The following is a 12,613-nucleotide window of genomic DNA, read 5'->3' as shown; positions in this document are numbered from 1 at the left end:
GATCCAGTTTGTCCAGTGGGACCGGCTAAAGCCGCTCCTACGGGTCGAGCCGCCAACAGAAAGCCCGCACAAGGCGGGCTTCCTGAACAACGTTAGCTACAACCGAGACAACTTACTTCTCGTTGCTGGCCTCAAGCTTTTTCTGCTGCTTTGGATGCCCTTCGGCCAGGGCCGAGCGGACTTCTTCAACCAGTTTTGCAGACACTGCAGGTGCCTTGTTGGACCAGCCCTGACGCAGGAAGGTGGCCAGTTCGGCAACCTCTGCATCGTTCATGCGCTGGGCAAAGCCTGGCATCGGCAGGATCGACGGGCCTCTCGCGGTGGACGGCGTTTGCGCGCCAGCGAGAATCACGTGAATCAAAGCGGTCGGGTTTTCGGCGTTGATGATTGAAGCACCGTCCAGACGCGGGAAGATCCGTGCAGCGCCTTCGCCTTTGACAAAGTGGCAAGCGCCACAGTTATCCAGGTACAGGCGCTCGCCCAGGGTCAGGTCCTTGGCGGCGGTCAGCTTGCTGGCCGTGGCGGCGCTGCGCTCAGCATTGTGCTGATAAACAGTATCGCCATTCTTGCCCGCATCGCTGGACAGGGACTTCAGGTAAGCCGCCATCGCATGCAGATCTTCATCGGTCATGTGCGACGTGCTGTTGGCTACAACGTCCGTCATTTCACCGGCAACCGAAGCTTTGGCATTACGGCCAGAACCCAGGTAGTCGACGATTTCGTCCTGCGACCAGTGAGCAACGCCACGGATCGAAGGCACAGCCCAGTCGTTGAGCAGAGCGCCGGTCAGGTAGTCCGCACTTTTCTCGTCCAGACCTTTTTCCTGCATGGTCAGCGCACGTGGTGTGTGGCAAGAACCGCAGTGGCCCAGGCCCTGTACCAGATACGCGCCGCGAACGAGTTGCGGATCGGTGCCAGCAACAGGCTTAACGGTCGACTCAGGCGTAGGAGAGAACAGCGTGCGCCAGTAAGCCAGCGGCCAGCGAATCGACAGCGGCCACGGAATATCGTTGGCCTGATTCGCCTGCTTGACCGGCTCAACGCCTTTCATGAAGTACGCATACAACGCTTGCGTGTCTTCATCCGAAACCTTGGCATACGACGGGAACGGCATCGCCGGGTACAGCGCGCTGCCATCATGACCCACGCCGCGACGTACGGCGCGCTCGAAGTCGCCATAAGTCCAGCCACCGATACCGGTGTCTTTATCCGGTGTGATGTTGGTCGCGTAGATCGTGCCGATTGGCGACTCGATACCACGGCCACCGGCGAAGGTTTTGCCATCGTGAGCGGTGTGGCACGCCACACAGTCGCCAGCGCGAGCCAGATACGCACCTTTGCTGATGAGTTCGGGCGTCACTTCCTGAGTCATCTGCGCAGACGCGTCACCCGATTTGTTGAGGAACACGCTGACCAGCCAGGCCAGCAGGGCAAGCATTACACAGACCGCCAGCAATGCCAGCAGCCGGGAGCGGGATTTGGATGTCATGTTCTCGCTCCTTATACCTGAACCAGTGGGCCAGGGTTTTTGATGTACTGATCAACAATGGCCTTGGCCGAGAACAGGGTCAGTGCGCCGATCAGTGAAGTCGGGTTGGCCTGGAAGTTCTGCGGGAAGGCGTTGCCGCCCGGCACGAAGACGTTATGCACGTCCCAGCTCTGCAGGTATCGGTTGAGTGCGGTGGTTTTCGGATCGTCGCCCATGACCGCGCCGCCCACGTTGTGGGTCGATACGTACTTGGTGATATCCCAATGCGAGTCCATCGACAGGAAGCTTTCGCTGTAGCTGTCCGGACCCAGTTCCTTGGTGATTGCCAGCACGATTTTGCGCAGATGCTGCTGCAGTTTCAGCTCGTTCTGTTTCCAGTCGAAGGTGATACGCAGCAGTGGCAAGCCCCATGGATCTTTGTACGTCGGGTCCAGGTCCACGTAGTGGCCGCGATAAGACTGACAGCTGGTGGTGATGCTCACTTTCATCGAGTGGCCGTACCAGTCCTGCATGCCTTCTTTCCAGCCCTGGCCCCAATCCGGCGTGCCGCTTGGCAGCGCTGTGCCGATAGGTGCGCCGGTGGCTTGCGAACTGTGAATCTTCGCGCCGCCAATGAAGCCCAGTGCTGCGCCGTCGTAGTTGCCCGGCGAAACGTCGTTGAACATCTGCCCGGTAGCACCGGCGGTGGCGAACGGGTTGAACTCCTTGTCCTTGAAGAACAGCGTGGAACCGCCGTTGCTCAGGAACGCGTAGTTACGGCCAACGGTACCGGTTTCGGTGATCGGGTCGTAAGGCTTGCCGATACCGGACAACAGCATCAGACGCACGTTGACGAACTGGAAGCCCGCCAACACGACGATGCCAGCAGGCTGGAATACCAGGTTGCCGTCGGCGTCGGCGTAGGTAACGCCCTTGGCGGTCTTGCCGTCCGGATGCAGTTCAACTTTCAGTACGTTGGCGTTAACCCGGTACGAGAAATTTTCCATGCGCTTGAGCGAGTCCAGCACCGCGGTTTGCGGCGAGGCTTTCGAGTAGTTCAGGCACGGGTACTTACTGCAATAACCGCAGTAGTTGCACGGCGCGATCTGGTTGCCGTACGGGTTGGTCCACGCCTGGGAAACGTTCGCTGACGGGTTCGGGAACGGGTGGTAACCCATCTTGCGCGCCACGTCCGCAAACATCTTGCAGTTCAGGGTGTTTTCGAGGGGCGGCAGCGGGAATGCGCTGGAACGTGGCCCTTCGAACGGGTCGCCGCCTTCGATGATGCGACCTTGCAGGTTGCCGGTATTACCCGACAGGCCACAGATCTTGTCGAACTTGTCCAGGAACGGTTCGATTTCATCCCACGTGAACGGGTAATCGCCGATGCGCATGTCTTCTTGCAGGATGCCTGGCTTGTAGGCCTGGTCTGCATACGTTTTGAGCTTGATGTCGGTCGGCGTTGGACGAATCAATACGCCGGTCCAGTGCAGGCCAGAACCGCCCACGCCAGTACCTGGCTCGAAAGCGCCCCATTTACGGGTCGGCAGCGCGACGTCGTTGGCGGTGTGGCGAACGGTCATTGCTGCCGCTTTCGGCGTGGCCATGATCTTGTTACGGATGCCGTACGCGTACTGATCGGCTGGCTTTGGATAGGCGAAGTCGGTGTTGTTGCGATCTTCACCGCGCTCCAGAGCGCGTACTTTCAAACCTGCCTGAGCCAGTTCAATGCTCATCAACGAGCCGGCCCAGCCGAGGCCGACGACAACTACGTCGACTTCGTCATTAGTAATATTTGCCATGAGAAACCTATGCTGGAAATGCTTGGCGAAAAGAGATCAACCGCGCAGGCCGCTGATGCTGACCGGGCCGAGGGGGTACTTGACGTTGTGCTGTGTCACCCACTCCACGTAACTGGCGCGGGCTCCGGGGAAGCCGATGGCGATCCAGGCTTTCATGCCCTTGTTGCCGCCATAGATCGGGTCCGAGAGGTAGCCTTGCTTGGTGTGGTTCAACAGTTCGCCAAAGAACTGCTTGGACTTGAGCACGTCCTCGCCAAACGCCTTGAAGCTCACTTCGCCTTTCTGCAGCTGCTTCAGCACGTCTTCTTGCTTGGCTGCATCCAGCGATGCGAAGTTCTTCTGATGCTTGTCCTGACAGAAAGCGTCAACGCTCTTGATGCCTTTCTGATAGATCTCTTGCGGGCGGTACGGGATCTGATAACCCATCTCTGCCGGGGCATCGAGTTTGAAAGGGCCTTCCAGATAGATCTCGCTGCCCAGATCGCTGGCCAGTTGCTGATCGATAAAGACTGGAACATTGGTTTCCAGCGCGCCAGGGCCACGGCCACCGGCCGGGATCAGGCGATCACAGGCCGCCATGATGAAGGCCCATTCAGCCGCGCTGAAAAAAGTCGGACGGTATTCTTCAAGTTTTGGCGCAACCATCTCCGCTGCTTCCGCAGCGCTCAGACCTTTAATGGCGACGCCTATCGCAGGTAATGCAATCAAGGAAGAAAGCAGAAACTTCCTTCGTGACGTTGGTTTATTCAACAACATGGTGAGGCCCCTATGAATGCTCACAAGAAAACCCCGGACGGTGCTTTTCGGAAATCGAAAGCCTCGACCTGCTGTGCAACCCCTTAGCCAACGTGAATAGCGCGCAGCCGAACTCGCCTTCGATTGAAGGACATTAACGGCGACGTTTTCAGGTTCCGGATCGTTTCAACAAAACGCGATGGTTGGCGGTTCTTCCAACCTGGCGATGGTCAACGTAAAAGGCATACGTTACCAGTCAACGTACAACTCGCGATCGTCTCAGGCGCTGGCGCGCAATCAGGAACAGGGCTGGCAGACCTCGAGGGTTGCTCTAATTGTGATTCGTTTGCATAGGTGCGGCTGTATGAACAGTATTCATCCAGCTCAGCATTGAGGCGCGATACTCAAGTATCGTCTGCTCATCACGGGTAGCGGGATGCTATCAGGTTTGAAAAAGATGCGACAAATTATTTCTGGTTTGTTGTCAAGGTGTTGTGGTGTCGCAGATGGTACTTGTGTGCTATTTCCATGCGGCATATCGGCCAGTTTGGCGATGATGGGGATAATCCTGATGGTTTCGGGCAACGTCTCGTTATTTGCTGTGGGAGATTCTATGTTTGCCTGCAAGCGAGCTCTTGATCTTGTAGGTCCGGCCGGGACTGCGTGGGTTCTGTGGGAGCAGAGCTTGCTCGCGATGCAGACAACTCGGTGTGCAGGCTTGAACCGAGTCATCGTTCATCGCGAGCAAGCTCTGCTCCCACATTACTGCGCGCACTGATCCGCTTCTATTGCTGAGCGTGCAACAGCGCTGCCACAGCATCAATTTCAATCAGCATCCCGTCCAGTGCCAGACGCGGTACTGGAATCAATGTGCACACAGGCTTCATCGGCGCGCCCCATGCCCGGTCTATTTCCCCGACCCACGTGGCCAGTTTTTCCTGGTCGTGATCGACGATCAGTAACGTCAGTTTGAATACGTCATGGAGGCTGGCGCCCTTGGATTGCAGCGCAATAGCAAGGTTGGCGAGCGCCTGTCTGGCTTGTTCGGCAAACACTGGAGACAGTTGACCCTTTAGGTCTTCGCCACCTTGGCCCGCGATATACAGAAGCTGCGCCTGCGGTTGCAATTGGGCTACATGGGAATAGCCATTTGAACTGGGATCGTAAAGGCCAGGCGGGTTGGTTAAATCGAAAGCGGGGGCGAATTCTGGCTTGGACATCGGACAACTCCTGATGGAAAAGCCGACAGTCTCAGACCTCTAGTTAGGTGGAGGTCAAGCGGGCCTAGGTTTCATAGATCACCGTGAGCTAATCAACTAGCATGCAGACCTGGCTCTGCTCCAATACTCGATCGGCTCGAAAATATGCACATCCTTATTACTGGAGCACCAGGCTCCGGCACCTCCACATTAGGTCGTGACGTGTCTCATGCGTTATCGGCCCGGCATCTGGAGGGTGATGACTATCAGTGGCTGCCCACCAATCCTCCTTATCAACAGATGGTCGCCAAGGATCAGCGCGGTACTGCATTGCTGAATGATCTGCGTGCCAGCGCGAATGCTGTAGTTTCAGGTTCGGTAATGGGGTGGGGCAAAGCGCTGGAAGATGCTTTCGATCTGGTGGTTTTCCTCTACGTTCCAAGCGAGATACGCCTTGCGCGATTAAAGGTGCGTGAAGAGCAACGCTTCGGTGCTGCCAAGCCTGAGTTTCTGGCATGGGCTGCGCAGTACGACAGCGGTACCGAGCCGGGCCGCAGTTTGCTGCAGCACCGCAAGTGGCTTGAACAGCGCAGCTGTGAAGTGCTCAGGCTGGAGGGGGATTTGTCGGAGGAGAGCCGGTTGAGTGCGGTGTTAGCGGTGGTTGAGAGGCTCCGCCGCCAGACTGCTCTGCACTAGAGATTGATCAACCGCTTGATCCCGTACATCAAGATCAGAAAAAGCAGAATTTTCGCGACATCAACCAAAGCACGGAACGCAATCGGCCACCATTCATGAGGCTCGATTGCCTCCTGATAAGCGTATGAGTCGGTCGAGGCTCCGGTTTTCCGGAATTCGTGCTCTCTTGCACGGCCCCAATACATGAACGCGAAGATCAGCCCGATAACGCCCAGTCCACCGAGTTGATCATCTGGCGAGGCCTCCAGCGGCGGCCCCCAGAGGTAGCATGCACCCGCTATTGCCCAAATCAGCATTCCCAACCAGGTCAAGGTTTTGCGTGCTCGTACAGATGCCTGAAGATTCGTTCGCACACTGAACGGGCAAAACTTTCCATCGCGCTGAAGCCGCTCTTCAAGCGAGACAATGTAGCCCGAGGCAAAGGCCAGAAAACCAATGAAAATTAATACAAAGGCCATCAGGGTTGGTTGCCTTAGTGAATTGAACAAATGCGCGTCCACAGAATGTCCGCAGGTCGGGCATTTACTTGAGTAATTTGCGGTTATTTAGCGGGTAGGATCAAGCCCGCATTGCCGGGGCCTCATCAAGCAAGATTTAACCTTCTGATGGAATACTTTTCGCCTGTAGGAGCGCGCTTGCTACGCGGCAGCGCAGCGTCGAAGACGGGACGGCCACTCTTGCACAGCAAAAGTGGGGGCAGGTCTGATCCAGGCTTATCAACGAAGCAATTTCACCCAGCCTGAACATCGGTTTAACAGCGGTTGCACCAAGCAAACCCCGCACCTATCATTCGCCCCGTCGCTGCACATCAGCGACTGGATTTGGCGATCCGGCTCATACCTTTTCAACAGCTTCAGTTGCTGGTTGTCTTCACTTCGTGCGGGCGACATTTATGGCGGCTGTGCGCGGGAGACCTTCGGGTCTGCCGGGTGGGTATGACCGGTTCGCCAACCTGCGCACAGTTGCCACCTGATTTCGTTTGGCGACGAAACGGGTGGTGAGTTTTAGTCATTACCCTCTGGATTCCTTCATGACCCAACATGCTCCGCTGTCCCAATTCCCCAATACTGTCCTTTCGATAAACCCCGAAGCCCCCATGGCTGACCTGCACCTCTGCGCCACACAACGCTTGCGCGCAGTCAAAAACCTGATGAGCTGTTTAGCCAGCACCACGACCAAAGACACCGATGAAAACCAGCTGGCACACGTCGCTGAGGCCGCTTTTCTGTTGCTGCAAGACAGCTGTGATGTGCTGGAGTTGATGGAAGTCCGGCTGAATAAGCTCAACGTCTGATAAGCATTTCTCCTTTCAGTCTCTCGGCCCCACGTCATCAGCGGGTCTGTGGGAGCGGTGCTTGCCCGCGATTGGGTTGATGCGGTTCCAATCAAAAATCGAGTCATCGTTTATCGCGAGCAAGCTCAGCTCCCACAGATTGGTTTCAATTTGTTAGAGAAGACGATTTATCAGGCGATACTCAGGCGGTTTGCCAACTGAGCTGGAAAGCGGAAACCGCTGCTCAGTCAATGCTCAAATCGAATCAGCAAAAGAAACCCTAACCCGCATCGAATGAGAAGTATTATCATGCGCGACTTTCTTTAGTCCCTCTGGATATCGCGCTGATGGCTTCATCCTCTTCTACTCATCACGTTGTGGGTGAACTCTACGCTCAGCATCATGGCTGGGTCGTGCAGTTGCTGCGGCGCAAGCTGGGAGGGCAGGATCTGGCTCTGGATCTGGCGCAGGATACGTTCGTGCGGATTCTGAGCAGTGGCAGCGTGCCGATTTTCCGCGAGCCTCGGGCTTATCTGACTACGGTTGCCAGCCGCTTGTGCGGGCAGTATTTCCGTCGTCAGGCGCTGGAGCGAGCTTACGAGCAATCGCTGACAATCCTTGAACCTGAGCAAATGCCTTCACCGGAAACCCGCTTGCTGGTGCTTGAAGCGCTGGATGCTGTCGGACAGGTACTGGATGGGCTCGGCATGAAAGTGCGCGAGATTTTCCTGCTCTCGCAGCTCGACGGACTGACTTATCCACAGATCGCCGAGCGCATGGACTTGAGCGTGAACGTGGTGCAGAAGGCCATGCTCAAAGCCTATCGGCATTGCTATCTTGCGGTGTACGGCCAATGAGTCGTGGCCAGGCTGCCCGCGATCAGTCAGTGGACGAAAGCGTGCTGGACCAGGCCCTGAGCTGGATGGTTACGTTGCAATCGGGCACCAGCGGTGTTGCCGAACAGCGCGCCTGTCAGCAGTGGCGCAATGAAAGCCCTCAGCATGAATTAGCCTGGCAGCGACTGGTCGGGCTTGGCCGCGATATGCGCAGCAGTACTCATGCGGTGTCGGCGTCCAATGCCCGGCAACTGTTGAACGCGCGCAGCACAACCTCGCGTCGCACCTTGCTCAAAGGCTTCGTCGGCCTGGGTGTCGCGACATGCCTTGGCTTGAGCGTGCGCGAGCGGGCGTTGCTGCCGGAACTGTTCAGCGACTATCACACCGCCACGGGGGAGCGGCGGCAACTGCGTCTGGCTAACGCGGTTGAGCTGCAGCTGGATACGCGCACGGCGCTGGACATTCGCGGCGCAGACATGACGCTAAACCTCGGCAGGGTATTACTGAATACCGGTACCAACGACATGACGTCCATCAGGACGGCCAATGGCTGGGTGCGGCCGACGGCGTTGTCACGGTTGATCATCAGCCAGGATCTGCCACGCCGACCGGGGACCGAAGTGCAACTACTCGCGGGTAGTGCGTCGGTCGAGCCGCTGCATGGCGTCGGTATCAGGCTCAATGGTGGTCAGCAACTCACTTTCGACAGTCTCCGCAGCGGGCAACCGAACAACGTGCCGTCAAGCGCCGAGGCCTGGGCTAAAGGACTGCTGATTGCCGAGCGCATGCCACTGGGGGAGGTGATTGAGCAACTCGATCGCTACCGACGCGGCGTGTTGCGTTGTGATCCCGCGGTTGCCGGTTTGCAGGTATCGGGCTCGTTCTCACTGGATCACCCGGACGCTAGCCTGGACCTGTTGGCCAAGGTGCTGCCTTTGCGTGTGCAAAGGGTGTTTGGATACCTGGCCACCGTCGTTGCGGCCTAGCCTCGGATTATTTTTCTGCGAGTGCGGCAGTATTTCTCATCTCAAGCATCAAGACAGGTAAGACGCTGAAAAAGCGGCCACCCAACCCTTCTCGACAGGAGAGTCTTCATGCTCAGCCGCGTCACTCCGCTTGCCTGTGCATTGCGCACCGTCATCTTAGGTTTATCAGTAGCGACCGCTAGCCATGGCGCCTTGGCGGCGACCACGGCAGCCGCCCAAGAGCGCGCTCAACGCCAGACCTATAACATCTCTGCCGATAGTCTCGACCGCGTGCTGGGCGCTTTCGGGCAACAGGCGGGCGTGATGATCGGTATTGATTCTGCGCTGGCGGCAGGCGTCCAGAGCAATGGGTTAAAGGGTAGTTTTGCCGTTGAAGAAGGCCTTGAACGGCTGTTGAGTCCGTTGGGTTTACAGGCCGAGCAAGCGTCGGGCGGCTATCGCGTGGTTCCCAGGCCGGTAGTCCAAATCGGCATGATGGAGCTGCAGGCAACTCAGGTCAGCGCCAACCAGTTGGGTACGGTCACAGAAGGTTCAGGTTCATACACGCCCGGGACGATTGCCACAGCGACGCGCATGGTGCTGACGCCACGGGAAACGCCGCAATCGATCTCGGTGGTGACTCGTCAGACCATGGACGACTTCGCGCTGAACTCCATCGACGATGTCATGCGTCATACGCCAGGTATTACCGTATCGACCTACGACACTGAGCGGACCAACTATTTCGCCCGCGGCTTTGCTATCCAGAACTTCCAGTACGATGGCGTTCCCACTACGCGCAATGACGGTTATGCGGCCGGGCAAACCCTGAGCGACATGGCAATCTACGACCGCGTCGAAGTGTTGAAGGGCACCACAGGGTTAATGACCGGCGCGGGTGGGCCGGGCGGTACGATCAATCTGGTTCGCAAAAAGCCGACGGCTGATTTCAAGGGGCATGTGGACCTGGGGGCGGGGTCCTGGGACAACTACCGCTCGGAGCTTGATGTCAGTGGCCCACTGACCGAGAGCGGTAATGTGCGTGGGCGCGCGGTGACGGTCTATCAGGACAAGCATTCGTTCATGGACCACTACGAGCGCAAGACCAATGTCTATTACGGCATTCTTGAGTTCGATCTCTCGCCTGACACGCTTCTGACGGTCGGCGCCGATTATCAAAACAATGATCCCAAAGGCTCAAGCTGGTCAGGCAGTCGCTCCCTGTTCGACGGGCAGGGCAACAACATCAGCTTTGATCGCTCCTATAACAATGGGCCGAAGTGGAGTGGGTGGCAGCAATACAGCCGCAGCCTGTTTGCGACGCTGGAACATAACCTGGATAACGGCTGGGTTGCCAAGGCCAACTACAGCAACCAATTGAACGGTTACGACGCTCCCTTGGGCTATTCGGCTCCTCTGCGCAACAGCACCGACAGGGCGGCAGTCTATGCCGCCAAGTACTCCGGCCGGACCATCAGCAACAACGGCGACTTTTATCTCTCGGGCCCCTTCGATCTGGGCGGACGTGAACATCAACTGGTCTTGGGGTCTTCGATTTCGCGTACGCATTGGAAGGGAGATGATTACTACAGCGCGAAGTATCGAGACAGCAACAACTTTGATCTCTATGCCTGGGACGGTGACAGTCTCGAACCGGATTGGGGGCCGGTGACCAAGAAAGACGACATAACACGCCAGGCTGCAGTGTACTTTTCAACACGGCTTAGCCTCACAGAAGACCTGTCCCTGTTGCTCGGCTCGCGGTTGACTGACTACCGATTGACTGGAACCAACGACTCGAAGGAGACCGGCAAGGTCATCCCTTATGTTGGCGTGGTGTATGACCTAAACGACAACTTCTCGGCGTACGCCAGCTATACCGAAATCTTCATGCCGCAACAGCTACGCCCTGACCGAACCAACAAAATGGTTGAGCCCGATGAAGGCAAGAACTATGAGTTGGGGCTAAAGGGCGAGTTCTACGACGGGCGCCTGAACGCAAGCCTCGCCTACTTCGAGATTCACGAGACGAACCGAGCGGAAGAAGATACCGAGTTCAACAACAATATTCCGGTGGGCTCGCTGGTGGACTGGGCCTATGTGGGCGTCAAGGCCAAGACCAAAGGTTATGAAGCCGAGATATCTGGTGAGCTGGCACCCGGCTGGCAGTTGCAGGCGGGCTACACCCACAAGGTGATCCGCGGTGAAGACGGCAAGAAGCTTTCAACCTGGGAGCCTGAAGATCAGCTCAACTTCTACACCAGTTACAAGCTTACCGGCAGCCTCGACAAACTCACGCTCGGAGGTGGCGCTCGCTGGCAAGGCACAGGCTGGCAGGATGTCGATAACGGCAAGGGGGTCAATCAAGAGTTTTCCCAGGATCCGTACTGGCTGGTTGATCTGATGGCGCGCTATCAGATCAGCAAAAACCTGTCCGCTTCGGTGAACCTGAATAATGCGTTTGATAAGAAGTACTTCACCAACATCGGCTTCTACCGATCTTCGTACTATGGCGATCCGCGTAACGTAATGGTGTCGACGCGCTGGGATTTCTGAAGCACCTAGCTATGTTTCTTGAAGGCCGCCTTTTCGGCGGCTTTTCGACACTGTCGCGTTGTATGCACCGGTACCGGCGTCCTTCACTGAGCGTGCACTCTCAGCGTTATTGTGAGCAGGGTAATAACCAGACGTCTTCTTGGCTGAAGGAGCGTTTCTGGTTTGAGCTACCTTTGCCGGAACAGCAGATATGAAAGCGCCCGGCTCCATTGCAAACCTTTCTGCCAGCGCGTAAGCCATCTTGTGACTGATGGGACGATCGCCACTGAGTACCTTGGAAACCGCCGTTTTATCACCTATCTCAGGAAGATCCGAACCGCTGAGCGCGAGCGTTTCCATCAGATCCTTGATCAGTTGTATGGGGGTGCAAGTTGCTTCGAATTTGGCATTGGATTCGCGAAACTGATCAGAGTCACGCTGATAGGCCAGAATTTCGTCCTCAAGCTCGACGAGGATTTTCTCCTCTACGTTGCTCAGGGCGCGCCCATCGGTGAGCTCATCAAGCAGATAGGTCGCACGCTCATAGTCGGCAGGAGTCTTGATGCCGTGCACAAACTCGCCGCGCAGGCGCTCCAGTACCGCGTATAACTCGCCAAGCGTTGCTGCTACGGTTTGAAAGTTGGCTCGCGCTGCGCTCATCGTTTTACCCCTTTGTTTCTTGCGTACCAGACGTTGGCAACGTCGTAATCAGCGTGCGTATAGATGTGTTTGACGTAGAATTTTTGCCGGGTGTAGTGGATGCCGCCTATCACCCTGAGGTTGTTGCCGCCTACGTCAATCACGACCCAATTCATCGCGGCTCTCGGCTTGAACAAGTCGACACCATGCGTACCGAACAGCTTTTGTAGGTCCGCGAACTCTTTAGGGCGGGCCATTCTCAAAAGGCGCAGGCACCGTTCAAGGGCTGCCTTGTCGTTCGGATATAAGATCGCTGCGTCGTCAAAACGAGATGGCTTGAGTATATCCATGGGCTTCCCTGTCAATGGGTCGATGCTACTCTGGTTGTGTTTTTTGACAACTGCTGTTCGTCGGTGAGACTGAGGCATGTTCAACTGAAAATAGCTACGCGATGCATATGCCCGC

The 12,613-nt window shown here is 56.7% G+C and carries 12 protein-coding genes; 5 read left to right on the top strand and 7 right to left on the bottom strand.

What is annotated here, in order from left to right; genetic code table 11:
- Window positions 1-112 precede the first annotated feature (112 nt).
- From AUC61_RS09465 to AUC61_RS09450, 4 genes are all read right to left on the bottom strand, one after another.
- Complete coding sequence (locus tag AUC61_RS09465; RefSeq protein ID WP_243245663.1) at window positions 113-1,489, bottom strand: c-type cytochrome; 1,377 nt, start codon at window positions 1,487-1,489, stop codon at window positions 113-115.
- 11 nt (window positions 1,490-1,500) lie between these two features.
- Window positions 1,501-3,270 (bottom strand): GMC family oxidoreductase, encoded by a 1,770-nt coding sequence (locus AUC61_RS09460; protein WP_243245662.1) that lies wholly within the window; start codon window positions 3,268-3,270, stop codon window positions 1,501-1,503.
- Between the two features lie 36 nt (window positions 3,271-3,306).
- A complete protein-coding gene (locus AUC61_RS09455; RefSeq protein WP_122664672.1) occupies window positions 3,307-4,026 on the bottom strand; it encodes a gluconate 2-dehydrogenase subunit 3 family protein in 720 nt (239 codons plus the stop codon).
- Window positions 4,027-4,790: 764 nt separating this feature from the next.
- Window positions 4,791-5,225 carry a RidA family protein gene (locus AUC61_RS09450; RefSeq protein ID WP_243245661.1) on the bottom strand — a complete coding sequence of 145 codons (435 nt, stop codon included), beginning with the start codon at window positions 5,223-5,225 and terminating at the stop codon, window positions 4,791-4,793.
- Window positions 5,226-5,369: 144 nt separating this feature from the next.
- On the opposite strand from AUC61_RS09450, the gene AUC61_RS09445 reads away from it, so the two are divergent.
- Window positions 5,370-5,900: an AAA family ATPase gene (locus tag AUC61_RS09445; protein WP_243245660.1), complete on the top strand. Its 531-nt coding sequence runs from the start codon at window positions 5,370-5,372 to the stop codon at window positions 5,898-5,900.
- Here AUC61_RS09445 and AUC61_RS09440 read toward each other — a convergent pair.
- On the bottom strand, window positions 5,897-6,388 hold the full coding sequence (locus AUC61_RS09440) for a hypothetical protein (RefSeq protein ID WP_243245659.1): 492 nt from the start codon (window positions 6,386-6,388) through the stop codon (window positions 5,897-5,899). The genes AUC61_RS09445 and AUC61_RS09440 overlap by 4 nt on opposite strands.
- A 542-nt stretch (window positions 6,389-6,930) precedes the next feature.
- Between AUC61_RS09440 and AUC61_RS09435 the strand changes: the two genes are divergently transcribed.
- The 4 genes from AUC61_RS09435 (at window position 6,931) to AUC61_RS09420 (ending at window position 11,530) form a co-directional block, all read left to right on the top strand.
- Complete coding sequence (locus AUC61_RS09435; protein ID WP_243245658.1) at window positions 6,931-7,194, top strand: hypothetical protein; 264 nt, start codon at window positions 6,931-6,933, stop codon at window positions 7,192-7,194.
- A 326-nt stretch (window positions 7,195-7,520) separates the two neighbouring features.
- The gene (locus AUC61_RS09430) at window positions 7,521-8,030 is read left to right on the top strand and encodes a sigma-70 family RNA polymerase sigma factor (protein WP_243245657.1); all 510 of its coding nucleotides are present in this window, start codon (window positions 7,521-7,523) and stop codon (window positions 8,028-8,030) included.
- Window positions 8,027-8,995, top strand: a complete 969-nt coding sequence (locus tag AUC61_RS09425; protein WP_243245656.1) for a DUF4880 domain-containing protein — start codon at window positions 8,027-8,029, stop codon at window positions 8,993-8,995. The genes AUC61_RS09430 and AUC61_RS09425 overlap by 4 nt, the downstream gene beginning before the upstream one ends.
- 108 nt (window positions 8,996-9,103) lie before the next feature.
- Window positions 9,104-11,530, top strand: coding sequence for a TonB-dependent siderophore receptor (locus AUC61_RS09420; RefSeq protein ID WP_243245655.1), 2,427 nt, complete (start codon window positions 9,104-9,106; stop codon window positions 11,528-11,530).
- Between the two features lie 9 nt (window positions 11,531-11,539).
- On the opposite strand, the gene AUC61_RS09415 is transcribed toward AUC61_RS09420, so the two are convergent.
- Both AUC61_RS09415 and AUC61_RS09410 read right to left on the bottom strand, forming a co-directional pair.
- Window positions 11,540-12,169, bottom strand: a complete 630-nt coding sequence (locus AUC61_RS09415; protein WP_243245654.1) for a helix-turn-helix domain-containing protein — start codon at window positions 12,167-12,169, stop codon at window positions 11,540-11,542.
- Entirely contained in the window at window positions 12,166-12,498 is a 333-nt protein-coding gene (locus AUC61_RS09410) for a type II toxin-antitoxin system HigB family toxin (RefSeq protein ID WP_243245653.1), read from the bottom strand. The genes AUC61_RS09415 and AUC61_RS09410 overlap by 4 nt, the downstream gene beginning before the upstream one ends.
- Window positions 12,499-12,613: the final 115 nt, after the last annotated feature.

Origin of the sequence: Pseudomonas maioricensis (assembly GCF_022790535.1) — a bacterium.
Lineage (GTDB): Bacteria > Pseudomonadota > Gammaproteobacteria > Pseudomonadales > Pseudomonadaceae > Aquipseudomonas > Aquipseudomonas maioricensis.
Note: the sequence above shows the minus strand (reverse complement) of the source record. Positions and strands in the feature narration are given on the sequence as shown.